Source organism: Streptococcus sp. Z554 (assembly GCF_053010305.1).
Map to the genome: position 1 here is coordinate 1 of NZ_JBRKNV010000004.1, position 23,830 is coordinate 23,830.

A 23,830-nucleotide genomic window follows, 5' to 3' on the forward strand; every position below is an offset into this window, starting at 1 on the left:
CGAACACAGAAGTTAAGCCCTAGAACGCCGGAAGTAGTTGGGGGTTGCCCCCTGTGAGATATGGAAGTCGCTTAGCTCTAGGGAGTTTAGCTTAGTTGTAATTGAGAGGAAATCGAAATTACAATCGGCGGATGAGAGAAACGAAGTTTCTCACTGTTGGCTGAGCTAGACTCCATCCTTTGGGAGTTTAGCTCAGCTGGGAGAGCATCTGCCTTACAAGCAGAGGGTCAGCGGTTCGATCCCGTTAACTCCCATAGGTCCCGTAGTGTAGCGGTTATCACGTCGCCCTGTCACGGCGAAGATCGCGGGTTCGATTCCCGTCGGGACCGTAATAACGAAAGTTATTTGACTCGTTAGCTCAGTTGGTAGAGCAATTGACTTTTAATCAATGGGTCACTGGTTCGAGCCCAGTACGGGTCATATTTGCGGGTTTGGCGGAATTGGCAGACGCACCAGATTTAGGATCTGGCGCTTAACGGCGTGGGGGTTCAAGTCCCTTAACCCGCATAATAGAAATCAGCCGGCTTAGCTCAGTTGGTAGAGCATCTGATTTGTAATCAGAGGGTCGCGTGTTCAAGTCATGTAGCCGGCATTTTTTTTAATATAAACCAGAGTCGATGCGAACGTAGTTCAGTGGTAGAACACCACCTTGCCAAGGTGGGGGTCGCGGGTTCGAATCCCGTCGTTCGCTTATAGAGGCCGGGGTGGCGGAACTGGCAGACGCACAGGACTTAAAATCCTGCGATTGGTAACGATCGTACCGGTTCGATTCCGGTCCTCGGCATAAATGAGCACCCTTAGCTCAACTGGATAGAGTACCTGACTACGAATCAGGCGGTTAGAGGTTCGACTCCTCTAGGGTGCATTATCAATTTAATTCGGGAAGTAGCTCAGCTTGGTAGAGTACTTGGTTTGGGACCAAGGTGTCGCAGGTTCGAATCCTGTCTTCCCGATTAATGGCGGTGTAGCTCAGCTGGCTAGAGCGTCCGGTTCATACCCGGGAGGTCGGGGGTTCGATCCCCTTCGCCGCTATAATGATCTTGTTGGACCTTTAGCTCAGCTGGTTAGAGCTCTCGGCTCATAACCGAGTGGTCGTAGGTTCAAGTCCTACAAGGTCCATTGGAATGATGGAGGATTACCCAAGTCCGGCTGAAGGGAACGGTCTTGAAAACCGTCAGGCGTGTAAAAGCGTGCGTGGGTTCGAATCCCACATCCTCCTTTATTTATTATTAACGCGGGATGGAGCAGCTCGGTAGCTCGTCGGGCTCATAACCCGAAGGTCGTAGGTTCAAATCCTGCTCCCGCAATATTGGCTCGGTAGCTCAGTTGGTAGAGCAATGGATTGAAGCTCCATGTGTCGGCGGTTCGATTCCGTCTCGCGCCATATTTTTATTTAGTTTCATGCGGGTGTAGTTTAGTGGTAAAACTACAGCCTTCCAAGCTGTTGTCGCGAGTTCGATTCTCGTCACCCGCTTTGAACTTTGTTCAATTACCAAGTATTTAACTTGGGCGCGTAGCTCAGGTGGTTAGAGCGCACGCCTGATAAGCGTGAGGTCGGTGGTTCGAGTCCACTCGTGCCCATTAATAGGAGAATTACTCAAGAGGCTGAAGAGGACGGTTTGCTAAATCGTTAGGTCGGGTAACCGGCGCAAGGGTTCGAATCCCTTATTCTCCGTAATGAAAGAGCTTTTAGCTCTTTTTTTATTTTCAAATTTTCAAATTTTCATATTTTTATTTAGTTATAGGTTTCTGTTTTATTATTCTATGTCAATCTCTTTTCATTTGATATAATGTAAGAGTGATTTAAGTATCAAGTAACTGGTACTATAAAGGAGATTATTATGAAGACTAAAAAAGTCTTAGGAACCTTGTTTGTTCTGTCCTTAAGTTTATTTACAACTGGTTGTAGAGATCAAAATGCTGATATTTCAAGTTAGGATAGTAGTCTATCATATACTACTAGTCAGTCTACAACATAAAACTTTGAATGCAACTGATCGACCTATCAATAGTTGGTCAGCTGAAAATGCAGTTTTTCAAGCAGATAAAATGCGCTATGTATATTCAGATCTGAATCAAGATGGTATAGAGGAATTGCTCATCAGTGTTGAGCAATCTAGTGGTAGTTACTTTATCTCGGGACTTTATTATTCACTGAATGAGAAGCCAGTCCTATTAGCTGAAGGCTTTGTAGCAGGCCACGGTGGTGCTAGAAATGCTATGAATATCTATCAGGGTAGGGATATCCTAGAACTAAGCTGGTCTTCTGGAACAGGTGAAGGCAGAGGAGTGCTGGATCATCTGAATGCAAACCAGCAAGCTGCAAGTAAGCTACAAGTACAGGATATTCGAGTTCCAGGGAATAACAGTTTGCGTGCAAATTTTGGAAAAACAGAAGCCGAAATGCTAGATTTCAATCAACTTGATTGGCAGAAATTTGGAACTTCGACTAGCAGCAAGACTATTTCGGGTGAAGAACAAAAAGCTCCTTGGAATGCTAGTAAATCTGCTAAATTAGAAGCCTTCATAAAAGGTTGGGGGGAAAGGTTAGGACAACCCAATTATCAAAAGGGGATCGCAGGAGGAGATGTGGGGGCTGACCATCTCTATACACTTAGGGATGATGGACCAAGTGAGAAAATGAATGCTGAGAACTCGGAAACAGGTTTAGGAAATGCCCAGTACCGAATTGTAGAGCGTTATAGCAATTGGGATAAATACCCGGATGTTCATAGTTATTTCTTTGCGATAAGCAATACAGGAGAAACGATTGTCTTCCATTCGCCAACAACGAATGGTGGTGTCATGTACTTAAAGCCAACAGTAAATACAGAGATCCAAGCGGAGTTTAAACGCTTGGTGGAAGAAGAATAAAAGAAAAAGAGTTTAGTTTTTGGTTAGGCTCTATTTTTAATATCTCTTTCTATCATTTTTATATTCTTTGAGTATTTAATGGTATACTATTGTTAGATAAAATTATATAGAATTTTTAAATGTTGGTTGTATAATTTAGGAGAACATAATTCATGACAAAAAGTGTAAAGTTTCGTAGTATTTTTTATAGATTTCTTTTATTTATAATTGTTTTGTTTTTTCTAGGCTTTAATCAAATTGTTGGTCGAGGATTTCAAACGATAACATTTTATGATTACGCATTTAGTTTTGAACAAACACAGTTAGTGTATTACCTTCTTTGTTTAATTTTAGTTGGCATTGGCATAAATTTTCTTTTTCCTTGGAAATTTTATATTTCACAGGATGGGATTTACCTTAGAAGATTAGATTTATTTGTTCCTTGGAGTGATATTAGTGGAGTCTCCCATGTTTGGATTAACAAAGCAAGTAATTTTAGCAGAGGACTTATTTTTTATAATCATAAATGTTTAGTTTTCTATCGTCATGACTACAAGCCGATTTGTATCTATAATACTTCCTTATTAGCTTTATTTCTTGTCAAACTCTTTAATCCTCAGATTAAAACGAATACCATGTCAGCTAGTTTTGCTACGGGTTTAAATATCCTATTAAATGCTACAATTTTCTTTTATTTTTATTTTTTTGAGTTGAAGGATCTTAGATTTAGTTCTTTTTTACTTTTTTGCTTAGTCTACCTTATAAAAGTATTTATCATTCCTTTATGGTTGGTTTATAGTCAAAATCGTAAGTACGGTCCTTATCTAGCTCATAGTACTTTCTTTAAGAGGAATGGTTCTGATGTGATTCCTGTTTAATTTTATAAAAATGATGGCTTTCTACTTTTTAGTAGGAAGTTTTTGTTATTTCTATATCGAAACAGTTGACAGATGTAATTGAAAATATTACAATTAATGCTGTAAAGTTCTATATAGAAGAAAAAGGAGTCGAAATGAACAAGATGATAGGGGGCTACCAAGCTCTACAGATTCGTTTGTTGAATGGGCGTATCTTTCAAAAACTGCTGAGCAAGGAAGCAGATGCTCAATACCGCAGTGAACAAGGGAAAATCTTAACAGTCCTTTGGCAAAAAGAAGATGGACGAGCAACTGCGACAGATATCTCTCTTGCTTCAGGACTAGCTAACAATACTCTGACCAGTATGATTAAGAAGTTAGAAGATCAGGGATTGGTTACTGTAAAACCTAGCACTCAAGATAAACGAAAAAAATTTGTTAGTTTGACCGAATTGGGGTGGGCACAAAAAGAAATTGGTGACCGTGTCAGCAAGGAACTGGGAGAGATTTTCTACCAAGGCTTTTCGGACCAAGAAATCCGAGAATTTGAGGCCTATCAAGAGCGTATTATCGCAAATCTAAAGGCTAAAGAAAATGACGTCTAAGGAAAGGAAGTAATAGTTATGATTGGTATTACAGGGGTAACAGGAAAATTAGGTTCCTATGTGGCGAATCTTATAGATCAAAAAGGAATTGCTTCCGTCCACTTAGCACGAAGCCCAGAGCGTGCAAAGATCTATGCGTCAGCGGAAATTCGTAAAATAGTGTATGTCAATACACCAGAGGTGGTTGAAGCTTTAAAGGGTATTGATGTCTTGTTGATGGTCTCTGCTCGGGAAAATCCAGAGCGTGTGAAGGAACACAAGAGTTTTTTAGATGCCGCAAAGCTAGCAGGGGTGAAGCATATCGTCTATACCTCCTTTTATGGGGCAGATGAACAGGCGACTTTTACCTTGTCTCGGGATCATGCCCAGACGGAAGCCTATATCAAGGAGTTAGGGTTCACCTACACGTTTCTAAGAGATAATTTTTACTTGGATTTCTTGATTGATGTTGCGCTTGAGAATGGAGAAATTCGTGGTCCGGCTGGTAGTGGCCTGGTATCAGCTGTTGCTCGTAAGGATACTTCTAGAGTTGCAGCAGAAATTCTATTAAATCCTAAAAAATGGGAAAATCAAACCTTGAATCTAACAGGGTCAGAGGATCTTTCCATGGAAGAAATCGTAGCGCTTCTCTCAAGAGAGACCGGCAACTCCATCAGGTATGTAGATGAATCACTAGAAGAAGCCTATGAGTCACGGAAAAAATGGCCAGCACAAACTTGGGAGTACGATGCCTGGGTCAGTACCTATACAGCTATCAAAGTTGGGGAACAAGCTGGAGTTTCAACAGATGTCGAAAAAGTCCTAGGGCATCCAGCAAGTGGCATACTGGATATTCTTAGAGACAGAAAATCTATTGAGGAAAAACATGATTGAATACAAACATATAGTACTGCGCTACACGGATACAAATATTTTAAAAGATGTCAATCTCCGTATTGAGCAGGGAGAATTTATGGTCTTGGTAGGACCTTCAGGATCTGGAAAAACCACCATGCTTAAGATGATCAATCGCCTTTTGGAGCCGACAGATGGCAATATCTACATGGATGGAAAACGCATCAAGGACTATGATGAACGGGAGCTACGTCTGTCTATCGGCTATGTGCTTCAAGCCATTGCCCTCTTTCCAAATCTAACAGTCGGTGAAAATATTGCTTTAATTCCTGAGATGAAGGGCTGGAGCAAGGAGCAAATTGCCTCTACAACGGAAGAACTCTTGGACAAGGTTGGTCTGCCCGCTACAGATTATGCTCATCGTTTACCGAGCGAGTTATCAGGTGGGGAGCAACAGCGGATTGGCATTGTGAGGGCCATCATTGCAGAACCAAAGATTCTATTGATGGATGAGCCCTTCTCTGCTTTAGATGCTATTTCGCGCAAGCAACTACAGGCTCTTACCAAAGATTTGCACAAAGAATTCGGTATGACAACTATTTTCGTGACTCATGATACGGACGAGGCCTTGAAATTAGGCGATCGGATTGCGGTGCTACAAGAAGGAGAGATTGTACAGGTGGCGAATGCTGAGACCATTCTAGCCCAGCCAGCCAACGACTTTGTTGCGGATTTATTTGGAGGTGCTCACCATGTCTAAACTACTTGCAACTTTTCAAGAACGCTTTGGAGACTGGATCACTGCACTGGGGCAACATTTGCAACTGTCATTACTGACCTTGCTCCTTGCTATTTTTCTGGCTGTTCCACTGGCTATTTATTTAAGTACGCGCAAGAGAGCGAGCAATTGGGTTCTACAGTTAGCTGGAATCTTCCAGACCATTCCTTCTATGGCCCTTTTGGGGCTCTTCATTCCCATCATGGGGATTGGGACGCTTCCGGCCCTAACAGCTTTGGTCATCTACGCCCTTTTCCCCATCCTTCAAAATACCATCACCGGTTTGCAAGGGATTGACCCTAGTCTCGAAGAAGCAGGGGTCGCCTTCGGGATGACCAAGTGGGAACGACTCAAGAAGTTTGAGATTCCCTTGGCCATGCCCGTCATCATGTCTGGGATTCGGACAGCAGCTGTGATGATTATCGGGACGGCTACCCTTGCGGCCTTGATTGGAGCAGGGGGACTTGGTTCCTTTATCCTTCTGGGGATTGACCGCAATAATGCTAGTCTGATTTTGATCGGTGCCCTATCTTCTGCCTTCTTAGCCATCGCCTTTAACCTTCTTCTTAAATGGATGGAAAAGGCCAAATTGCGGACCATCTTTGTGGCCTTTGCTGTGATGATCCTCGGATTAGGGGCTTCTTATACACCAAGTCTTCTTCCCAAACCCAAAAAAGAAAACCTGGTCATAGCTGGTAAGTTAGGTCCTGAACCGGAAATTCTAGCCAATATGTACAAGATTTTGATCGAAGAAAATACGGATATGACAGTGACCGTCAAACCAAATTTTGGAAAGACCACCTTCCTCTATGAAGCTCTGAAAAAAGGGGATATCGCAATCTATCCAGAATTTACAGGGACAGTGACCGAAAGTCTCCTCAAGCCGGCGCCACAAGTCAGTCATGATCCAGAAACAGTCTATCAAGCGGCCCGAGATGGGATCAAGCAACAAGACGACCTAGCATTGCTCAAACCCATGGCTTATCAGAATACCTATGCGGTCGCGGTGCCTAAGAAGATTGCCCAAGAGTATGGCCTTAAGACCATTTCCGATTTGAAAAAGGTGGAAGGACAACTCAAGGCAGGATTTACGCTAGAGTTTAACGACCGAGAGGATGGGAACAAGGGCTTACAGAAGGTCTACGGACTCAATCTACAAGTCTCCACCATGGAGCCAGCCCTTCGCTACCAGGCTATCCAGTCTGGTGATATCCAGATAACAGATGCCTACTCTACAGATGCCGAGCTTGCTCGCTATGACCTCGTGGTCCTCGAAGATGATAAGCAACTCTTCCCGCCTTATCAAGGGGCCCCACTCATGAAAGCTGTATTACTCGAAAAGCATCCAGAATTAGAAGCAGTTCTCAATAAACTAGCTGGTAAAATCACAGCAGACCAAATGAGCCAGCTCAACTACCAAGTCGGTGTGGAAGGCAGGTCAGCCGAAACAGTAGCTCGTGAGTTTCTGGTTCAAGAAGGAATTCTTCAAAAATAAGAGTAGAATAGACTTTATACTAACATAAAACCCATCTTTCTTTTTTGATAAGATGGGTTTTGTATTAGAATAAAAGTAGTATAAGTGTCAATACTATAGCAAATGTAATTCTGATGATATGGTGAGACTTTTTAAAGGTTCCTTTCTGTTTGTCATTCCAATAGGCTCCGTAGCAAATCAAACCACAGCCAATCAGCCAAATAGATAGTGCGACAATCGGCAAAAAGAAGTAGCAGAAGATAGATAAGGTAGCAAAGAAGTAGAGGAAGATAGATAAGGTAGCAAGGATACTTCCGATAAGGAGAAGCTGATTTCCTAGGGGATTCCTGCCTTTTCTTAATTCTGAAAGGCTAGCCAATAAATGATGAAGAGGAAAAGCAAGAAGTAAGAAGGCTATCAAAATAACAAGAATAATAACGAAGTTCATAAGATTTCCTTTCTAGCTAGAATGATGATTTATTTTTGTTTGTTTGTCATTGCCATGACATCCAGGTAGAATCGTACTACTTGGTCTTCCTTATAAGATTTTCCTTTTTTGAGCCACCAGGTCAAGGTCTCGATGAAATTCGTAACGACAAAGTGTTGAAGATAGGATGACGGAATCTTGGGATGAACTGTTTGCAAGTATGGGACGACCATAGGATAAACATGATGTTTGAGTTCTTTTTGCAGTTGGCGGAGAAAGTAGTCATTTTTTGATAAGAGAAGGCTAGTGATATGATCTTGATTTTTCTTAAAATGTGAAAAGATATGTGCCAGGTAAGCCTCTATAGTAATATTTCCCTCGCGTTCAAAAAGATGGTGAAAGAGATAACGACAGAGTTCATCTAGGAGTAACTCTTTACTTTCATAATGGCTATAAAAAGTGGAACGACCAACATCTGCAAGGTCAATAATCTCCTGAACCGTGATAGACTCATAATCTTTTTGATTTAGTAATTGTAAAAAAGCGGAATAGATAGCTTTGCGAGTCTTGGTAATGCGACGATCTTGAGTAGTCATATAGACAGTTTGAACAAATTGTTCAGTAACTTACAAACCGAACAGTTTGCTTCTATCCTTTCTAATGATAGTATTGGATAATAGATAATGAAGAGAAGAGATAATAGACTCATTTCTCAGAATATCTATAGAAATAAATGATTGACGCAGTAGCTGATTGGTCTCTTTTTCGCTCTTTAGCTTCAAAGAGTACCTAATCAACCTTGCGGGGGTGGGAATACGAATAAATTTTTATAAAATTTATTCTGTCCCACTCCCATTATATCAAAGGATTAAGTATTATGAAGACAAAACGTGCTGTTTGGCTGGCTTTTTTCTTAAATTTGAGTTATGCCATTATCGAGTTTATCGCTGGTGGAGTATTTGGCTCTAGTGCTGTGCTGGCTGACTCAGTCCATGACTTGGGAGATGCGGTTGCAATTGGGGTATCAGCTGTTCTAGAAACAATCTCCAATCGTGAAGAGGATAGTCGTTACACCTTGGGATACAAACGATTTAGCCTTCTAGGAGCTTTGATAACAGCTGTGATTTTGATGACAGGATCTATTTTTGTCATTTTGGAAAATATCACAAAAATTTTTGATCCACAACCTGTTAATGATAAGAGCATCCTCTGGCTTGGAATCATTGCGGTTACGATCAATGTGCTAGCGACTTTAGTGGTTCGTAAAGGAAAAACAAAGAATGAGTCTATTCTTAGCCTGCATTTTCTAGAAGATACCCTTGGTTGGATAGCAGTTATCCTGATGGCCATTATTCTCCGATTTACGGATTGGTATATCTTAGACCCTCTTTTATCGCTTGTCATTTCTTTCTTTATCTTGTCAAAAGCCATTCCTCGTTTTTGGTCTACACTGAAAATTTTCTTAGATGCTGTGCCAGAAGGAGTAGACATCGAGCAAGTCAAGAGTGATTTGGAGCAATTGGACCATGTTGCTAGCGTCAATCAGCTTAATCTCTGGACTATGGATGGTTTGGAAAAAAATGCTATTATTCATGTTTGTCTCAAAGAGATTGGACAGATGGAGAGTTGTAAAGAATCCATACGAAACTTGCTCAAAGAGAGGGGTTTTCAAAATATCACTATTGAGGTGGATGCAGATGTAGCAACTCACCGAGCTCATAAGCGTAATATGGCAGAGTTAGAAGCAAGTCATGATCACGATCATCATCATTGATAAGGCGTAGCATAAATGAGCGAAAGCTTCATAAAAAGTGTATACTTAAAGTAAGCTTAGATACAGAGAGGAAATTTTATGAAATCAGCAGTTTATACCAAGGCAGGTCAGGTCGGTATTGAAGAGATTAAGCGTCCAAGTATTCAAGAAGCGGATGATGTGATTATCCGTGTGGTTCGTGCTTGCGTTTGTGGTTCGGACCTTTGGAGCTACCGCAATCCAGATATTAAAGAGGGCCACAAAAATAGTGGACACGAAGCGATTGGAATCGTTGAAGAAATTGGAGAAGCCATTACAACGGTCAAGCCCGGTGATTTTGTCATTGCCCCTTTCACACATGGTTGTGGCCAGTGTGATGCCTGTCGTTCGGGCTTTGATGGTTCTTGTGACCGACACATTGGTAACAACTTTTCTGGTGGTGTACAAGCTGAGTATATCCGTTTCCACTTTGCCAACTGGGCACTTGTCAAAATACCTGGACAACCGTCTGACTACACAGAAGGTATGCTTAAGTCTCTCTTGACTCTAGCTGATGTCATGCCGACAGGCTATCATGCAGCGCGTGTGGCTCATGTGAAACCAGGAGATAAAGTAGTCGTTATTGGCGATGGAGCTGTTGGCCAATGTGCTGTTATCGCAGCTAAGATGCGTGGAGCGTCACAAATTGTCCTGATGAGTCGTCACGAAGATCGTCAACAAATGGCCTTGGAATCAGGTGCGACAGCCGTTGTAGCCGAACGAGGTGAAGAAGGGATTGCCAAAGTCCGTGAAATCCTTGGAGGAGGAGCAGATGCAGCTCTTGAATGTGTTGGTACTGAGGCGGCTGTTGAACAGGCTCTGGGGGTCCTTCATAATGGCGGTCGTATGGGAATTGTTGGTGTGCCTCACTACAATAATCGTGCCCTTGGATCCACCTTTGACCAAAATATATCTGTTGCAGGTGGAGCGGCTTCTGCAACAACATACGATAAGCAATTCTTGCTCAAAGCTGTTCTTGATGGTGCTATCAATCCAGGTCGCGTCTTTACTTCAAGCTATAAACTGAAAGATATCGACCAAGCTTATAAGGCTATGGATGAACGCAAGACTATCAAGTCTATGATTGTGATGGATTAAAAAAAGAAAATCCTAATAGAGATCGGAGAAGTTCTCTATTAGGATTTTTTGTATTCAACTCTTGTACTTAATGTAAGGTACTTTCTCTTAAAGTTAGTTTGGTTCCAAGCATAGTGAGGCTTGGAATTTTACGTCCATGAAGAACTTCTCTGTTAAGAATATCCATTCCTGTGCGTCCCATTTCTTCGGTGTAGACTGAGATACTGGAGAGGGGTGGGAACACTTGCTTGGTTAGAATAGTATCATTAAAGGAAATAATGCTGACGCGCTCTGGTATGCTGATGCTAGCTTCTTGAAGGGCGCGAAGGGCACCGATTGCCAAACTATCACTAGCTGCAAAAAAGGCTTGTGGAAGTTTATCTCCTAATTTTTCGATAGCCTCTTTCATCAAGTCATATCCAGATTGGGCAGTAAATAGTCCTTGGAAAATGAATTTATCGTTATAAATTCCCTTTTCTTGTGTATAGGATTTAAAGTATCCTAAGCGTTTGTCTGCGATGACTTCTTCTTGGTCAGTAGTAGTTTCAAGACCGGATAAGATACCAATCTTCTTAATCCCGTGGTCTGTAAAGTAATCGACTACCTGTCTAACAGCATTATTAAAATCTGTGATGACACAGGTGTGTCCCAAGGCTATGGTGTCACTATCTAGAAAAACTAGAGGTTTTTGGTATTCTTCAAATGATGCAATCTGTGCTTGACTAAATTTTCCAATACAAAGAATTCCAATGACTTCTTCGCTAAGCGTAAAAGGTTGATCGTTGAAATAGCGCAGGATTTCGTAATCTAATTCTTGTGCCCTATTTTCGATTCCTAGTCGAATCTGGTAGTAGTAGAGGTCTTCCAACTCACCTTGCTCGCTGACCCACTGGATAATGGCAATCTTTTGTTTCAGTTTGTGACTTTCGCCTGTTTTGAGATGCTTGGTATAACCTAGTTCTTCAGCGACAGTTAAAATACGATGTCGGGTTTCTTCTGTGACAGATAGACTCTGATCGCGATTGAGGACACGGGATACAGTTGCGATTGAGACAGAGGCTAACTGAGCAATATCTTTGAGTGTAGCCATAATTCCCCTCCTTTTTAGGTTATTATATCATATTTTTTCTATCTTTTTACTCATAGTTTAGTAAAATATCGGTAAAAATGTTGACCAAAGCAAAACCCTTGGGTACAATAGAAGAAAACGATTACAAGGTAAACTTTTTTACCTGAAAAATTGTCAAAGGAGAATTCATATGACACAACATCTTACTGCTGATGCACTTCGCAAGGACTTTCTTGCTGTTTTTGGTCAAGAAGCAGACCAAACCTTCTTCTCACCAGGCCGTATTAACCTGATTGGGGAACATACGGACTACAATGGTGGCCATGTTTTCCCAGCAGCTATTTCACTAGGAACTTACGGAGCTGCACGCAAGCGCGATGACCAAGTCTTGCGTTTCTACTCAGCAAACTTTGAGGACAAGGGAATTATCGAAGTTCCTCTAGCTAACCTTAAATTTGAGAAAGAACACAACTGGACCAACTATCCAAAAGGTGTTCTTCATTTCTTGCAAGAAGCTGGGCATGTGATTGATAAAGGGTTTGATTTCTATGTCTTTGGGAATATCCCAAATGGTGCTGGTTTGTCTTCTTCTGCATCCTTAGAGCTTTTGACTGGTGTCGTGGCAGAATACCTCTTTGACCTAAAATTGGACCGTTTAGATTTGGTTAAAATCGGAAAATTGACAGAGAATAACTTTATCGGTGTTAACTCTGGTATCATGGACCAATTTGCTATCGGTATGGGGGCAGATCAACGTGCTATTTACCTAGATACCAATACTTTAGAGTACGACTTGGTTCCGCTTGATTTGAAGGATAATGTCGTTGTCATCATGAATACTAACAAACGCCGTGAACTTGCGGACTCTAAATACAATGAACGTCGTGCTGAATGTGAAAAAGCAGTAGAAGAACTCCAAGTAGCCTTGGATATTCAAACCTTGGGTGAATTGGACGAGTGGATTTTTGATGAATACAGCTACCTCATCAAAGATGAAAATCGTTTGAAACGTGCTCGCCATGCCGTTCTTGAAAACCAACGCACGCTTAAAGCGCAAGCTGCTCTTCAAGCAGGCGATTTGGACAAATTTGGTCGTTTGATGAATGCATCTCACGTTTCTCTTGAGCATGATTATGAAGTGACTGGCTTGGAATTAGACACCCTTGTGCATACGGCTTGGGCTCAAGAAGGTGTTCTTGGTGCTCGTATGACAGGAGCAGGTTTTGGCGGTTGTGCGATCGCCTTGGTTCAAAAAGATGCTGTTGAGTCCTTCAAGGAAGCTGTTGGCAAGCACTATGAAGAAATCGTTGGCTACGCTCCAAGCTTCTATATCGCTGAAGTAGCAGGTGGAACTCGCATTCTTGATTAGTCAAAAGGAGGTTGTCTAGTGACCTTAGTAGAAAGATTTGTGACCAAAGTCATTGCAGAAAGTAGCTTTGAAGAGTTGGATCGGATTTATCTGACCAATCGTGTCTTGGCCTTGGTTGGTGAAGGAGTTTTTGACGTTGAGGCTGACCAGGACAGCTTGATTGACCTCAAAGACCAGCTTGTCGAGGAAGCCGTTCGAATCGAAACGATTGAAGATAGTCAAGCTGCGCGTGAGATTCTCGGTGCTGACCTCATGGACTTGGTAACTCCTTGTCCGAGTCAGGTCAATCGTGTCTTTTGGGATACCTATGCCCAGTCACCAGAGCAGGCGATTGCGGACTTCTACCAACTCAGTCAGAAGAATGACTACATCAAACTAAAGGCTATCGCAAAGAATATTGCCTATCGTGTACCGTCTGACTACGGGGAACTGGAGATTACCATCAATCTCTCGAAGCCTGAAAAGGATCCAAAGGAAATTGCGGCGGCCAAGTTGGTCAAGTCGAGTAACTATCCTCAATGTCAGCTCTGTATGGAAAATGAAGGCTACCATGGTCGTGTCAATCATCCAGCTAGAAGCAATCACCGGATTATACGTTTTGATATTTCTGGGCAGGAGTGGGGCTTCCAGTATTCGCCTTACGCTTACTTTAATGAGCACTGTATTTTCCTAGATAGCCAACATCGCCCTATGGCCATTAGTCGCCAAAGTTTCGAACGTTTGTTAGCCATTGTGGAGCAGTTCCCTGGTTATTTTGCAGGTTCTAATGCTGATTTGCCAATCGTGGGTGGCTCCATCCTGACGCACGATCATTATCAAGGCGGGCGACATGTCTTTCCAATGGAAGTAGCTCCTTTGCAGAAGAGCTTTACCTTTGAAGGTTTTGAAACTATCAAAGCAGGGATTGTCCAGTGGCCTATGTCAGTCATTCGATTGACTTCAGATTCAAAAGAAGATTTGACGGACCTTGCTGAGAAAATCTTACTGGCTTGGCGACAATACTCAGATCCAAGTGTTCAGGTTTTGGCAGAAAGCGATGGGACAGCACATCATACTATTACACCGATAGCCCGTAAACGAGATGGGCAGTTGGAGTTGGATTTGGTCTTGCGGGACAATCAAACCTCAGCAGAGCATCCAGATGGCATCTATCATCCCCATAAGGATGTCCAACATATCAAGAAGGAAAATATCGGCTTGATTGAGGTTATGGGTTTGGCAATCTTGCCACCACGCTTGAAGGAAGAAGTGGAGCAAGTAGCAGCTTACCTAGTCGGAGAGGATGTTTCAGTTGCAGATTATCACCAAGAATGGGCGGATGAGTTGAAGGAAAATCACCCAGACTTAAGAGACAAAGTCCAAGCGCTTGAAATCGTCCAAGAGTCTGTTGGGAACATCTTTGCTCGTGTTTTGGAAGATGCAGGAGTTTACAAGCAAACAGAAGAAGGACAAGAGGCCTTTATGCGGTTTGTAAATCATGTTGGGATTTTACCCGAATAAGTGCTTCTCCCTTGCACAGAGTCTTTAAAAGTAGTATTATAGTGTCGTTTGAAACATCAGGAGGAAAGTATGAAAGATTTTCACTTTGACGCTATTGCTGCCTTTGAAAACTACGAAATTGAAAAAATGAGAGATGGCCACGTTGTGGTGACGACAAAAGTGGTGGACTCTTCCCTAAACTACTATGGGAATGCCCATGGTGGCTATCTATTTACCCTTTGTGACCAAATCAGTGGACTTGTGGTGATTTCGCTTGGATTAGATGGTGTGACGCTCCAGTCTTCTATCAACTATTTGAAAGCTGGAAATCTAGGGGATGTTCTCACCATCAAGGGGGAATGTGTCCATAAAGGTCGCACAACCTGTGTCGTTGATGTAGATATCACCAACCAAGATGGCCGAAATGTCTGCAAGGCAACCTTTACCATGTTTGTCACAGGACAACGATCTGAAGATAGACAGGTGAGGATATAAAAGAAAGAATGAGTAGGAAAAATTATCCTACTCATTTTAATTTGTTAAAGAAGTTCCAGAGAAATATATAAGAGCAGTGAAATACCGAGCTAATGGTTACTTATATGTGGTATAATAATCTTAGTTTATTTTAATAGCTAATATCAAGTGAATTCTCATTTGTGTGAGGAAATTTTTAATGAATTTACAGTTTAATTTAGAATTAGTAGAAATTTATAAAAGTAATAGCCAAAAGTCTCGTATCTTAACAGAGGACTGGGTTTATCGTCAATCTTATTGTCCCAATTGTGGAAAGAAATCGTTAAATCATTTTGAAAACAATCGGCCTGTAGCAGATTTTTTCTGTCATCACTGTAGTGAGGAGTTTGAGCTAAAAAGTAAAAAAGGAAATTTCTCATCAACAATCAATGATGGTGCTTATGCAACAATGATGGAGCGTGTACAAGCAGATAATAATCCTAACTTCTTTTTTTTAACTTACACAAAAAATTTTGAGGTAGATAATTTTCTTGTCCTTCCGAAACAATTTGTTACACCGAAATCAATTATTAAAAGGAAACCACTAGCGCCCACTGCTATACGAGCAGGCTGGATTGGTTGTAACATTGATTTGTCGCAAGTCCCTTCCAAAGGGAGGATATTTCTTGTGCAAAATGGGCAAGTTAGAGATCCCGAAAAAGTTACAAAAGAATTTAAGCAAAGTTTATTTTTAAGGAAGGATTCTCTTTCATCAAGAGGATGGACAATAGAAATTCTAAATTGTATAGATAAGATAGAGGGTTTAGAATTTACTCTTGAAGATATGTATCGTTTTGAAGATGACTTAAAAAATATCTTTGTTAAGAACAATCATATCAAAGAAAAAATTCGGCAACAGCTTCAAATACTAAGAGATAAAGAAATAATAGAATTTAAAGGTAGAGGAAAGTATCGGAAATTATGAAAACGAAACAACTTATTGCACCTGAAGAGGTGTATGATTTCTTAAAAGTCATCTGGTCTGATTATGAAACAGAGAGTAATTATGAAAACTTAAGTATAATGGTCTATACTTTATCAGACCCTGATTGTGTGAAATGGATATCTGCAAATATAGAATTTGGTGATGAGGAACAACTTTCTTTATTGAATAAAAAATATAGCTGGGAATATGGAGATGAATTACCAGAGTGGTTGGAAAGTCCAAAACATAGATTATTACTAATAAGTGAGTTATTGGAGAGAAACTTAAGATGAAAAAGTATACTATAGAAATTACTGAAACTCTAACTAGTTTAGTCAGTATAGAAGCTGAAACTGAATATGAGGCAGAACGTATTGTGAGAGAAAAGTATAAGAATGGTGAAATAGTTCTTGATGCTGATGATTTTGTGGGCTATGAAACCCATATATTTGAATAGGTGAGCTTTTATTCTCATTTTTCAATAATTGTTATTTTGTTTTCACCAACATAAAAAAGAGGCATCTGCCTCTTTTCTTATTTTTTCCACTGAAGTGCTCGATTATCCTATTCACTAAATCTTAAAAAATAGCCATCTGGGTCTAAAATTGCAAATTCATGGGGATAAATAAAGCTATCCCCCACTCGAAATTTTCTTTTTGTCAGCGGACGATGGACGGGATAATCAGCTTCCAGCAGTTTTTGATAGAGACTAGGGACATCCTTGATGCCAAAGGAAATATTGACACCGCGTCCGAAAGGATAAGTCAATTGGCCTAATTCTTCTGTACTGCCTTCTTCTAGCATAAGTTGGCAGTCTTCAAGCGAGAGGAAGAGAAATTTCTCCTCTGGACGCTCGTATTCGACAGAGAATCCCAGCAAGTCACAGTAGAAGTGGTGTGACTTTTCGATGTCGGATACTACAAATTCAGGAATGACAGCTTGATAGTCCATTAGCTTTCTCCTTACAGTTCAATCTCCAAGACAATCGGTGTGTGGTCTTGGCGTGGGCCTGAGTCGATCATGTCTGACTTGGTAACCTTATCTGCCACACGGTTAGAAGTGAGCCAGTAGTCGATTCTCCAGCCTGTGTTGTTGATTTTTGAAGTCTTGCTGCGTTGTGCCCACCAAGTGTAGCGTTCTGAAACGTCGCCATGGATATGGCGGAAGGTATCTGTAAATCCTTTGGCTAAAAGGTTTGTAAATCCCTCACGTTCTTCGTCTGTGAAACCTGGTGAACGGCGGTTGCTTGCTGGGTTAGCAAGGTCAATTTCCTTGTGGGCAACGTTGTAGTCCCCAGTTGCTAGGACAGGTTTTTTCTTGTCTAGTTCTGCCAAGTACTCCGCATATTTGACATCCCAGATTTGACGTTCTTCCAAACGTTTGAGGCCGTCACCAGCATTAGGTGTGTAGACCTGAGTCACGAAAAATGTATCAAATTCTAAAGTGATGATGCGACCTTCAGAGTCCATGGTAGAAGGAGCACCGATTTCTGGAAAGCTGATCGTTGGAGTGAGTTCTTTCTTATAGAGGAACATAGTTCCAGCATAGCCTTTACGAGCAGGTTCTTGAGAGGAACGCCAAGTATTTTCATACCCAGGGAAGAGTTCTTCTAACACCTCGAGATGTTTTTTAGTAGGTCCTGTAGCTGAAAGCTTGGTTTCCTGGATAGCGATGATATCAGCATCTTCGGCTACCAAGGTTTGGAGGACGTCTTGTGACAATTTCGCACGCGCAGAGTCGCTCGTCAATGCTGCATTGAGGGAATCAATATTCCATGAGATCAATTTCATAATGTTTACCTTTTCATTCAGATTATAGACAATATTATACCAGAAAAAGAAGTATTTCCCCAGCGTATAGTTTGAAAAATCCAGGTCATTCCTATATAATAAAGAATGATTTATGTAAAGGATTGAACATGAATGAAATGTTTCTCCTATGAATATCTTTATTGATGAGTATGACAAATTTCAAGTAAGTGTTGTCACCTATGAATAAGAAAAACCTGAGGTAGTCGCCTCAGGTTTCCATTTGTCATTAGAAAGGAATACTATGTCCATCATCCAAAAACTTTGGTGGTTTTTTAAATTAGAAAAACGCCGTTATCTAGTTGGAATTGTAGCTCTGATTTTGGTTTCTGTGCTCAACCTCATCCCACCTATGGTCATGGGACGAGTGATTGATGCCATCACTTCTGGGAAATTAACACAAGATGAGCTCTTGCTTTATCTCTTTTATCTCTTGCTAGCTGCTTTTGGGATGTATTATCTGCGTTATGTTTGGCGCATGTATATCCTAGGAACCTCCTACCGACTTGGGCAAATCATGCGTTCAAGACTATTTGAGCATTTTACAAGGATGTCTCCTGCTTTTTATCAGAATTATCGAACTGGAGATTTGATGGCTCACGCAACCAATGATATCAATGCTCTGACTCGTCTAGCAGGTGGTGGTGTCATGTCGGCAGTGGATGCCTCTATCACAGCCTTGGTGACTCTGTTGACCATGCTCTTTAGCATTTCTTGGCAAATGACCTTGGTTGCCATCATTCCCTTGCCATTTATGGCCTATGCGACTAGTCGTCTGGGGAGAAAGACCCATAAGGCTTTCGGAGAATCCCAAGCAGCCTTTTCTGAACTCAACAATAAAGTTCAAGAATCTGTAGCTGGTATCAAGGTAACCAAGTCCTTCGGATATCAGTCTGATGAGTTGGCATCTTTCCAGGAAGTCAATGATTTGACCTTCCAAAAGAATCTGCAAACCATGAAATATGATAGTCTCTTTGACCCCATGGTTCTACTCTTTGTTGGTTCTTCCTATGCCTTAACACTCTTAGTTGGTGCCTTTATGGTGCAAGCAGGACAGGTAACTGTCGGAAATCTGGTCACCTTTATATCTTACTTGGATATGTTGGTCTGGCCTTTGATGGCGATTGGTTTCCTCTTTAATATTACTCAAAGAGGGAAGGTTTCTTATCAACGGATTGAGAGCCTCTTATCTCAAGAATCACCTGTGAAAGACCCAGAATCCCCACTTGACGGGATTGAAAATGGATGCTTGGACTATGCTATTGATTATTTTGCCTTTGAAGACGAAGAGACGCTGAGAGATATACACTTTAGTCTCGAAAAAGGGCAAACTCTGGGCTTGGTTGGACAGACTGGTTCAGGGAAAACAGCTTTGATTAAGTTGCTCCTACGTGAGCATGATGTTAACCAAGGGGCCATTTATCTAAATGGTCACGATATTCGCGACTACCGACTAGCTGACTTGCGTAGTTTGATGGGATACGTGCCACAGGACCAATTTCTGTTTGCTAGTTCTATCTTAGATAATATTCGTTTTGGGAATCCCGACCTGCCTTTCTCAGCAGTAGAAGAAGCGACGAAGTTGGCTCAAGTCTATCAAGATATTCAAGACATGCCTCAGGGATTTGATACAGTTATCGGCGAAAAGGGTGTCAGTCTATCTGGTGGACAAAAACAACGTCTGGCTATGAGTCGGGCTATGATCTTAAATCCCGATATCTTGATTTTAGATGATTCCTTGTCAGCGGTGGATGCTAAGACAGAGTTCGCAATCATTGATAATCTCAAGGCAACTCGCAAAGATAAAACGACTATCATCACTGCCCATCGTCTCAGTGCAGTTGTTCATGCAGATTTGATTTTGGTCATGCAGGATGGTCGCATCATTGAACGAGGTAGGCATGAAGACTTACTAGCCTTGGATGGTTGGTATGCCCAAACCTACCAGTCTCAACAGTTAGAAATGAAAGGAGAAGAAGATGCGGAATAAACAAGAACAGTGGACTGTATTGAAGCGTTTGTTGTCCTATCTCAAGCCCTATAGTCTCCTCACCTTTTTAGCCCTTGCTTTTCTCCTTGCGACGACTGTTATTAAGAGTGTTATCCCCTTGGTTGCTTCGCACTTTATTGACCAGTATCTAAGCAACCTCAATCAGCTTGCGGTTACAGTTTTGTTGGTTTACTATGGTCTCTATATTCTTCAAACTATTGTCCAATATGTGGGGAATCTCCTTTTTGCGCGCGTGTCCTACAGCATCGTTAGAGATATTCGACGTGATGCCTTTGCCAATATGGAGAGGCTAGGCATGTCTTACTTTGATAAAACACCTGCAGGTTCTATCGTTTCTCGCTTGACAAATGACACCGAGACTATCAGTGATATGTTTTCGGGGATCTTGTCAAGCTTTATCTCAGCAGTCTTTATATTCGTGACGACCCTTTATACCATGTTAGTTCTGGACTATCGTCTGACTGCTTTAGTCTTGCTCTTTCTGCCTTTGATTTACCTTTTGGTCAATCTCTACCGTAAAAAATCTGTCAAGGTCATTGAAAAAACCAGAAGTCTACTGTCAGACATTAACAGTAAACTGGCAGAAAATATCGAAGGAATTCGTATTATTCAAGCCTTTAATCAAGAAAAACGTCTGCAAGAAGAGTTTGATGAGATAAACCAGGAACACCTAGTCTACGCTAACCGTTCAGTAGCCTTGGACTCTCTCTTTTTACGTCCAGCTATGAGTTTGTTGAAGCTGTTGGGATATGCGGTTTTGATGGCTTATTTTGGCTATCGCGGACTTTATCTAGGAATAACCGCAGGGACCATGTATGCCTTTATCCAGTACATCAATCGTCTCTTTGATCCTCTTATCGAGGTAACGCAAAACTTTTCTACTCTTCAGACATCCATGGTGTCAGCAGGTCGTGTCTTTGCACTCATCGATGAGACCAACTATGAACCTGTCCAAGAAAATGGTCAATCCAAGATTCAAGAAGGAAATATCAGCTTTGAGCATGTGTCCTTCTCTTATGATGGGAAGCATCAAATTCTAGATGATATTTCCTTTACCGTCAATAAAGGTGAAACCATCGCCTTTGTCGGTCATACGGGATCGGGTAAATCTTCTATCATTAATGTTCTGATGCGCTTTTATGAATTTCAGTCAGGACGAGTTCTCATAGATGGTGTGGATATTCGAGAGTATAGTCAAGAGGAGTTGAGAAAAAACATCGGTTTGGTTCTACAGGACCCCTTCCTCTATCATGGGACCATTAAGTCCAATATCGCCATGTACCAAGATATCAGCGATGACCAAGTCAAGGCTGCAGCAGAATTTGTCGATGCAGATTCCTTCATTCAAGATCTTCCTTTAGGTTATGATGCTCCTGTATCTGAGCGTGGTTCGAGTTTTTCAACCGGTCAACGTCAGCTTCTTGCATTTGCTAGAACTGTTGCCAGTCAACCTAAAATCCTGATTCTGGATGAAGCAACAGCCAATATCGACTCTGAAACAGAAGCTCTGGTCCAAAATTCTCTAGCTAAGATGAGACAAGGTCGGACCACCATTGCCATCGCCCATCGTCTTTCTACCATTCAAGACGCTAACTGCATCTATGTCCTTGATAAGGGACGCATCATTGAAAGTGGAAGCCACGAGGACCTCCTAGCATTGGGTGGAACCTATCACAAGATGTATAGTTTGCAGGCAGGTGCTCTGTCCTGAGGGAGAATTCCTTTAAAACACAGATTTCTTATACCGCCTCTTTCATTTTGTGGTATAATGTAGAATGTTAATAAAGATTATCTATAAAAACAGAGGAGAATGTGCATGCTGAAATGGGATGAACTACCTCAAGAAATGCAATTGAGCGAGGTAAAACCATACTACCAGCTTGTGTCTAGAAGAAAAGGCTCACTGATTCTCAAGCGTTGTCTAGATTTATTTTTAGCCTTAGTCTTGTTAATCTTGACCTCACCCTTATTTCTGATTCTAAGCATTTGGATCAAGCTCGATAGCAAGGGTCCAGTTATTTACAAGCAAGTGCGGGTAACCCAGTACAACCGACATTTCAAGATTTGGAAATTCCGGACCATGGTAACGGATGCGGACAAGAAAGGGAGTCTGGTAACTTCTGCAAATGACAGCCGTATCACAAAAGTTGGAAATTTCATTCGACGTGTCCGTTTGGATGAATTGCCGCAACTGGTAAATGTCCTCAAAGGAGAGATGTCCTTTGTGGGAACTCGTCCAGAAGTACCACGCTACACAGAGCAATATAGCCCTGAAATGATGGCGACCTTGCTCTTACCTGCAGGGATTACTTCTCTTGCAAGCATTAACTATAAGGATGAGGATGCCATCATCAGTCAAATGACTGCAAAAGGTATGACTGTTGACCAGGCTTATGTGGAAAGAGTCCTTCCAGAAAAAATGCACTTTAACCTAGCCTACCTACGTGATTTTAATTTCTTCGGAGATATCAAGATCATGTTCCAGACTGTATTTGAAGTTTTAAAATAAGTAGTCACAAGAGTGAATACAGTAAAAGGAGTAAATCAATGACCAAGTATAATATTCCATTTTCACCACCTGATATTACCGAAGCTGAAATTGCTGAGGTAGCAGATACCCTTCGTTCTGGTTGGATCACAACAGGTCCAAAAACAAAAGAATTGGAACGTCGTTTGTCTCTCTATACTCAGACACCTAAGACTGTCTGCCTCAACTCTGCAACAGCAGCTCTTGAATTGATCTTGCGCGTTCTTGAAGTAGGGCCTGGCGATGAAGTTATCGTTCCAGCTATGACTTATACAGCATCATGTAGTGTCATCACTCACGTAGGTGCGACACCAGTTATGGTTGATATCCAAGAAGATACTTTTGAGATGGATTATGACCAACTGGAGCAAGCTATCACAGAGAAGACTAAGGTTATCATCCCAGTTGAGCTAGCAGGTATCATCTGTGACTATGACCGTTTGTTTCAAGTTGTAGAGAAGAAACGTGACCTATTTACAGCTGCTAGTAAGTGGCAAAAAGCTTTTAACCGTATCGTGATTGTCTCTGATAGTGCCCATGCTTTGGGTTCAAGCTACAAGGGACAACCAGCCGGTTCAATTGCAGACTTCACATCATTCTCCTTCCACGCAGTTAAGAATTTCACAACTGCAGAGGGGGGAAGTGCAACTTGGAAAGCAAATCCAGCAATTGACGATGAAGAAATGTACAAGGAATTCCAAATCCTATCTCTTCATGGTCAAACCAAAGATGCACTTGCTAAGATGCAACTAGGTTCATGGGAATACGATATCGTAACTCCTGCCTACAAGTGCAATATGACAGATATCATGGCTTCGCTTGGTTTGGTTCAATTGGATCGTTACCCTGCGCTACTACAACGTCGTAAGGACATCGTGGAACGCTATGACCGTGGTTTTGCAGGGACTCGTATTCACCCATTAGTACATGAAACTGCTACGGTCGAATCTTGTCGTCACCTCTACATCACCCATGTAGAAGGAGCAAGTCTCGAACAACGTAACCAAATCATTCAAGAATTGGCCAAAGCTGGAATCGCAAGTAACGTCCATTACAAACCGCTTCCGCTTTTGACAGCCTATAAGAATCTTGGCTTTGACATGGCAGATTATCCGCGAGCTTATGCTTTCTTTGAAAATGAAATTACATTACCGCTTCACACGAAATTAACGGATGAAGAAGTAGACTATATCATTGAGACTTTTGTTAGAGTTTCTGAAGAAATTCTTGCTTCTTCAAAATAATCGTTTAAAAATCATTGACAAAGAATAGATAATGACATATAATAATTTCAACAAATCAGAAAAGTAATTATTTTTAATCTTCAGGGAGCCTGTGGTTGCTGCGAACAGGTGGTTGGAACTAGTGAAATTGGGCTGATTTGAAAAATGAATTTGAAACAATGAAAATTCGGTAGGCACACCTTACAGTG

Annotated in this window: 22 protein-coding genes, 17 tRNA genes, 1 pseudogene and 1 other annotated feature (1 of these 41 cut by a window edge); of the genes and pseudogenes, 35 read left to right on the forward strand and 5 right to left on the reverse strand. The window is 41.5% G+C overall.

What is annotated here, in order from left to right; genetic code table 11:
- Nucleotides 1–181 precede the first annotated feature (181 nt).
- The 23 genes and pseudogenes from ACVC7R_RS04580 (at nucleotide 182) to ACVC7R_RS04690 (ending at nucleotide 7,422) form a co-directional block, all read left to right on the forward strand.
- Nucleotides 182–254, forward strand: a tRNA-Val gene (locus ACVC7R_RS04580).
- Between the two features lie 2 nt (nucleotides 255–256).
- Nucleotides 257–329 (forward strand) — tRNA-Asp (locus ACVC7R_RS04585).
- A gap of 18 nt (nucleotides 330–347) precedes the next feature.
- Nucleotides 348–420 (forward strand) — tRNA-Lys (locus tag ACVC7R_RS04590).
- A 5-nt stretch (nucleotides 421–425) separates the two neighbouring features.
- Nucleotides 426–507: transfer RNA gene (locus ACVC7R_RS04595), tRNA-Leu, on the forward strand.
- Nucleotides 508–519: 12 nt separating this feature from the next.
- Nucleotides 520–592, forward strand: a tRNA-Thr gene (locus tag ACVC7R_RS04600).
- Nucleotides 593–619: 27 nt separating this feature from the next.
- Nucleotides 620–691, forward strand: a tRNA-Gly gene (locus ACVC7R_RS04605).
- 7 nt (nucleotides 692–698) lie between these two features.
- A tRNA-Leu gene (locus ACVC7R_RS04610) sits at nucleotides 699–784 on the forward strand.
- Nucleotides 785–791: 7 nt separating this feature from the next.
- Nucleotides 792–865: transfer RNA gene (locus ACVC7R_RS04615), tRNA-Arg, on the forward strand.
- A gap of 14 nt (nucleotides 866–879) precedes the next feature.
- A tRNA-Pro gene (locus ACVC7R_RS04620) sits at nucleotides 880–953 on the forward strand.
- A gap of 5 nt (nucleotides 954–958) precedes the next feature.
- Nucleotides 959–1,032, forward strand: a tRNA-Met gene (locus ACVC7R_RS04625).
- 13 nt (nucleotides 1,033–1,045) lie between these two features.
- Nucleotides 1,046–1,119: transfer RNA gene (locus tag ACVC7R_RS04630), tRNA-Ile, on the forward strand.
- 10 nt (nucleotides 1,120–1,129) lie between these two features.
- Nucleotides 1,130–1,219: transfer RNA gene (locus tag ACVC7R_RS04635), tRNA-Ser, on the forward strand.
- Nucleotides 1,220–1,233: 14 nt separating this feature from the next.
- Nucleotides 1,234–1,307 (forward strand) — tRNA-Met (locus tag ACVC7R_RS04640).
- A gap of 4 nt (nucleotides 1,308–1,311) precedes the next feature.
- Nucleotides 1,312–1,384, forward strand: a tRNA-Phe gene (locus tag ACVC7R_RS04645).
- 19 nt (nucleotides 1,385–1,403) lie between these two features.
- Nucleotides 1,404–1,474: transfer RNA gene (locus ACVC7R_RS04650), tRNA-Gly, on the forward strand.
- A 33-nt stretch (nucleotides 1,475–1,507) separates the two neighbouring features.
- Nucleotides 1,508–1,581: transfer RNA gene (locus ACVC7R_RS04655), tRNA-Ile, on the forward strand.
- A gap of 6 nt (nucleotides 1,582–1,587) precedes the next feature.
- Nucleotides 1,588–1,675, forward strand: a tRNA-Ser gene (locus ACVC7R_RS04660).
- Nucleotides 1,676–1,983: 308 nt separating this feature from the next.
- Nucleotides 1,984–2,874, forward strand: a pseudogene (locus ACVC7R_RS04665) (DUF4767 domain-containing protein); the annotation flags it as partial.
- Between the two features lie 152 nt (nucleotides 2,875–3,026).
- Nucleotides 3,027–3,731 (forward strand): hypothetical protein, encoded by a 705-nt coding sequence (locus ACVC7R_RS04670; protein WP_447263742.1) that lies wholly within the window; start codon nucleotides 3,027–3,029, stop codon nucleotides 3,729–3,731.
- A gap of 134 nt (nucleotides 3,732–3,865) precedes the next feature.
- Nucleotides 3,866–4,315: a MarR family winged helix-turn-helix transcriptional regulator gene (locus tag ACVC7R_RS04675; protein ID WP_447263743.1), complete on the forward strand. Its 450-nt coding sequence runs from the start codon at nucleotides 3,866–3,868 to the stop codon at nucleotides 4,313–4,315.
- 18 nt (nucleotides 4,316–4,333) lie between these two features.
- The gene (locus ACVC7R_RS04680; protein WP_447263744.1) at nucleotides 4,334–5,188 is read left to right on the forward strand and encodes an SDR family oxidoreductase; all 855 of its coding nucleotides are present in this window, start codon (nucleotides 4,334–4,336) and stop codon (nucleotides 5,186–5,188) included.
- Nucleotides 5,181–5,909, forward strand: a complete 729-nt coding sequence (locus ACVC7R_RS04685; RefSeq protein WP_447263745.1) for an ABC transporter ATP-binding protein — start codon at nucleotides 5,181–5,183, stop codon at nucleotides 5,907–5,909. Before ACVC7R_RS04680 ends, ACVC7R_RS04685 begins: the two co-directional genes overlap by 8 nt.
- Nucleotides 5,902–7,422 (forward strand): ABC transporter permease/substrate-binding protein, encoded by a 1,521-nt coding sequence (locus ACVC7R_RS04690; RefSeq protein WP_447263746.1) that lies wholly within the window; start codon nucleotides 5,902–5,904, stop codon nucleotides 7,420–7,422. Before ACVC7R_RS04685 ends, ACVC7R_RS04690 begins: the two co-directional genes overlap by 8 nt.
- A gap of 64 nt (nucleotides 7,423–7,486) precedes the next feature.
- Here ACVC7R_RS04690 and ACVC7R_RS04695 read toward each other — a convergent pair whose 3' ends face one another.
- Both ACVC7R_RS04695 and ACVC7R_RS04700 read right to left on the reverse strand, forming a co-directional pair.
- Nucleotides 7,487–7,849: a glucuronide permease gene (locus ACVC7R_RS04695; RefSeq protein ID WP_075229363.1), complete on the reverse strand. Its 363-nt coding sequence runs from the start codon at nucleotides 7,847–7,849 to the stop codon at nucleotides 7,487–7,489.
- Nucleotides 7,850–7,878: 29 nt separating this feature from the next.
- Nucleotides 7,879–8,424 carry a TetR/AcrR family transcriptional regulator gene (locus ACVC7R_RS04700; protein WP_447263747.1) on the reverse strand — a complete coding sequence of 182 codons (546 nt, stop codon included), beginning with the start codon at nucleotides 8,422–8,424 and terminating at the stop codon, nucleotides 7,879–7,881.
- 281 nt (nucleotides 8,425–8,705) lie between these two features.
- Here ACVC7R_RS04700 and ACVC7R_RS04705 point away from each other — a divergent pair, with 281 nt between their 5' ends.
- Together ACVC7R_RS04705 and ACVC7R_RS04710 are read left to right on the forward strand one after the other, a co-directional pair.
- Complete coding sequence (locus ACVC7R_RS04705; protein WP_447263748.1) at nucleotides 8,706–9,602, forward strand: cation diffusion facilitator family transporter; 897 nt, start codon at nucleotides 8,706–8,708, stop codon at nucleotides 9,600–9,602.
- A gap of 78 nt (nucleotides 9,603–9,680) precedes the next feature.
- Complete coding sequence (locus tag ACVC7R_RS04710) at nucleotides 9,681–10,718, forward strand: zinc-binding dehydrogenase (RefSeq protein WP_447263749.1); 1,038 nt, start codon at nucleotides 9,681–9,683, stop codon at nucleotides 10,716–10,718.
- A 67-nt stretch (nucleotides 10,719–10,785) separates the two neighbouring features.
- Here the strand turns inward: ACVC7R_RS04710 and ACVC7R_RS04715 are convergent, their stop codons facing one another.
- A complete protein-coding gene (locus ACVC7R_RS04715) occupies nucleotides 10,786–11,787 on the reverse strand; it encodes a LacI family DNA-binding transcriptional regulator (protein ID WP_414294159.1) in 1,002 nt (333 codons plus the stop codon).
- Nucleotides 11,788–11,956: 169 nt separating this feature from the next.
- On the opposite strand from ACVC7R_RS04715, the gene ACVC7R_RS04720 reads away from it, so the two are divergent.
- The 6 genes from ACVC7R_RS04720 (at nucleotide 11,957) to ACVC7R_RS04745 (ending at nucleotide 16,509) form a co-directional block, all read left to right on the forward strand.
- Nucleotides 11,957–13,135 (forward strand): galactokinase, encoded by a 1,179-nt coding sequence (locus ACVC7R_RS04720; protein WP_447263750.1) that lies wholly within the window; start codon nucleotides 11,957–11,959, stop codon nucleotides 13,133–13,135.
- A gap of 18 nt (nucleotides 13,136–13,153) precedes the next feature.
- Nucleotides 13,154–14,635 carry a UDP-glucose--hexose-1-phosphate uridylyltransferase gene (locus ACVC7R_RS04725; protein ID WP_447263751.1) on the forward strand — a complete coding sequence of 494 codons (1,482 nt, stop codon included), beginning with the start codon at nucleotides 13,154–13,156 and terminating at the stop codon, nucleotides 14,633–14,635.
- A gap of 69 nt (nucleotides 14,636–14,704) precedes the next feature.
- A complete protein-coding gene (locus ACVC7R_RS04730; RefSeq protein ID WP_447263752.1) occupies nucleotides 14,705–15,109 on the forward strand; it encodes a PaaI family thioesterase in 405 nt (134 codons plus the stop codon).
- 178 nt (nucleotides 15,110–15,287) lie between these two features.
- Nucleotides 15,288–16,052, forward strand: coding sequence for a DpnI domain-containing protein (locus tag ACVC7R_RS04735; protein ID WP_447263753.1), 765 nt, complete (start codon nucleotides 15,288–15,290; stop codon nucleotides 16,050–16,052).
- On the forward strand, nucleotides 16,049–16,345 hold the full coding sequence (locus ACVC7R_RS04740; RefSeq protein ID WP_447263754.1) for a hypothetical protein: 297 nt from the start codon (nucleotides 16,049–16,051) through the stop codon (nucleotides 16,343–16,345). Before ACVC7R_RS04735 ends, ACVC7R_RS04740 begins: the two co-directional genes overlap by 4 nt.
- Nucleotides 16,342–16,509, forward strand: coding sequence for a DpnD/PcfM family protein (locus tag ACVC7R_RS04745; protein ID WP_447263755.1), 168 nt, complete (start codon nucleotides 16,342–16,344; stop codon nucleotides 16,507–16,509). Before ACVC7R_RS04740 ends, ACVC7R_RS04745 begins: the two co-directional genes overlap by 4 nt.
- Before the next feature lie 107 nt (nucleotides 16,510–16,616).
- On the opposite strand, the gene ACVC7R_RS04750 is transcribed toward ACVC7R_RS04745, so the two are convergent.
- Entirely contained in the window at nucleotides 16,617–17,003 is a 387-nt protein-coding gene (locus ACVC7R_RS04750) for a bleomycin resistance protein (RefSeq protein ID WP_447263756.1), read from the reverse strand.
- An 11-nt stretch (nucleotides 17,004–17,014) separates the two neighbouring features.
- Nucleotides 17,015–17,842, reverse strand: coding sequence for an exodeoxyribonuclease III (locus ACVC7R_RS04755; protein ID WP_447263757.1), 828 nt, complete (start codon nucleotides 17,840–17,842; stop codon nucleotides 17,015–17,017).
- A 262-nt stretch (nucleotides 17,843–18,104) separates the two neighbouring features.
- Between ACVC7R_RS04755 and ACVC7R_RS04760 the strand changes: the two genes are divergently transcribed.
- The 4 genes from ACVC7R_RS04760 to ACVC7R_RS04775 all read left to right on the forward strand — a co-directional run bounded on the left by ACVC7R_RS04760 (nucleotide 18,105) and on the right by ACVC7R_RS04775 (nucleotide 23,642).
- Complete coding sequence (locus ACVC7R_RS04760) at nucleotides 18,105–19,850, forward strand: ABC transporter ATP-binding protein (RefSeq protein ID WP_447263758.1); 1,746 nt, start codon at nucleotides 18,105–18,107, stop codon at nucleotides 19,848–19,850.
- Nucleotides 19,840–21,582: an ABC transporter ATP-binding protein gene (locus tag ACVC7R_RS04765; RefSeq protein WP_447263759.1), complete on the forward strand. Its 1,743-nt coding sequence runs from the start codon at nucleotides 19,840–19,842 to the stop codon at nucleotides 21,580–21,582. The genes ACVC7R_RS04760 and ACVC7R_RS04765 overlap by 11 nt, the downstream gene beginning before the upstream one ends.
- 105 nt (nucleotides 21,583–21,687) lie before the next feature.
- On the forward strand, nucleotides 21,688–22,380 hold the full coding sequence (locus tag ACVC7R_RS04770) for a sugar transferase (protein WP_214261541.1): 693 nt from the start codon (nucleotides 21,688–21,690) through the stop codon (nucleotides 22,378–22,380).
- Between the two features lie 38 nt (nucleotides 22,381–22,418).
- On the forward strand, nucleotides 22,419–23,642 hold the full coding sequence (locus tag ACVC7R_RS04775; RefSeq protein WP_447263760.1) for a DegT/DnrJ/EryC1/StrS family aminotransferase: 1,224 nt from the start codon (nucleotides 22,419–22,421) through the stop codon (nucleotides 23,640–23,642).
- Nucleotides 23,643–23,683: 41 nt separating this feature from the next.
- Nucleotides 23,684–23,830: a binding site (T-box leader), on the forward strand; it runs 84 nt beyond the window's last position.

Coding starts and splice junctions, on each gene's coding strand:
- ACVC7R_RS04670 (WP_447263742.1), top strand. CDS start 3,027: ATGACAAAAAGTGTAAAGTTTCGTAGTATTTTTTATAGATTTCTTTTA.
- ACVC7R_RS04675 (WP_447263743.1), top strand. CDS start 3,866: ATGAACAAGATGATAGGGGGCTACCAAGCTCTACAGATTCGTTTGTTG.
- ACVC7R_RS04680 (WP_447263744.1), top strand. CDS start 4,334: ATGATTGGTATTACAGGGGTAACAGGAAAATTAGGTTCCTATGTGGCG.
- ACVC7R_RS04685 (WP_447263745.1), top strand. CDS start 5,181: ATGATTGAATACAAACATATAGTACTGCGCTACACGGATACAAATATT.
- ACVC7R_RS04690 (WP_447263746.1), top strand. CDS start 5,902: ATGTCTAAACTACTTGCAACTTTTCAAGAACGCTTTGGAGACTGGATC.
- ACVC7R_RS04695 (WP_075229363.1), bottom strand. CDS start 7,849: ATGAACTTCGTTATTATTCTTGTTATTTTGATAGCCTTCTTACTTCTT.
- ACVC7R_RS04700 (WP_447263747.1), bottom strand. CDS start 8,424: ATGACTACTCAAGATCGTCGCATTACCAAGACTCGCAAAGCTATCTAT.
- ACVC7R_RS04705 (WP_447263748.1), top strand. CDS start 8,706: ATGAAGACAAAACGTGCTGTTTGGCTGGCTTTTTTCTTAAATTTGAGT.
- ACVC7R_RS04710 (WP_447263749.1), top strand. CDS start 9,681: ATGAAATCAGCAGTTTATACCAAGGCAGGTCAGGTCGGTATTGAAGAG.
- ACVC7R_RS04715 (WP_414294159.1), bottom strand. CDS start 11,787: ATGGCTACACTCAAAGATATTGCTCAGTTAGCCTCTGTCTCAATCGCA.
- ACVC7R_RS04720 (WP_447263750.1), top strand. CDS start 11,957: ATGACACAACATCTTACTGCTGATGCACTTCGCAAGGACTTTCTTGCT.
- ACVC7R_RS04730 (WP_447263752.1), top strand. CDS start 14,705: ATGAAAGATTTTCACTTTGACGCTATTGCTGCCTTTGAAAACTACGAA.
- ACVC7R_RS04735 (WP_447263753.1), top strand. CDS start 15,288: ATGAATTTACAGTTTAATTTAGAATTAGTAGAAATTTATAAAAGTAAT.
- ACVC7R_RS04740 (WP_447263754.1), top strand. CDS start 16,049: ATGAAAACGAAACAACTTATTGCACCTGAAGAGGTGTATGATTTCTTA.
- ACVC7R_RS04745 (WP_447263755.1), top strand. CDS start 16,342: ATGAAAAAGTATACTATAGAAATTACTGAAACTCTAACTAGTTTAGTC.
- ACVC7R_RS04750 (WP_447263756.1), bottom strand. CDS start 17,003: ATGGACTATCAAGCTGTCATTCCTGAATTTGTAGTATCCGACATCGAA.
- ACVC7R_RS04755 (WP_447263757.1), bottom strand. CDS start 17,842: ATGAAATTGATCTCATGGAATATTGATTCCCTCAATGCAGCATTGACG.
- ACVC7R_RS04760 (WP_447263758.1), top strand. CDS start 18,105: ATGTCCATCATCCAAAAACTTTGGTGGTTTTTTAAATTAGAAAAACGC.
- ACVC7R_RS04765 (WP_447263759.1), top strand. CDS start 19,840: ATGCGGAATAAACAAGAACAGTGGACTGTATTGAAGCGTTTGTTGTCC.
- ACVC7R_RS04770 (WP_214261541.1), top strand. CDS start 21,688: ATGCTGAAATGGGATGAACTACCTCAAGAAATGCAATTGAGCGAGGTA.
- ACVC7R_RS04775 (WP_447263760.1), top strand. CDS start 22,419: ATGACCAAGTATAATATTCCATTTTCACCACCTGATATTACCGAAGCT.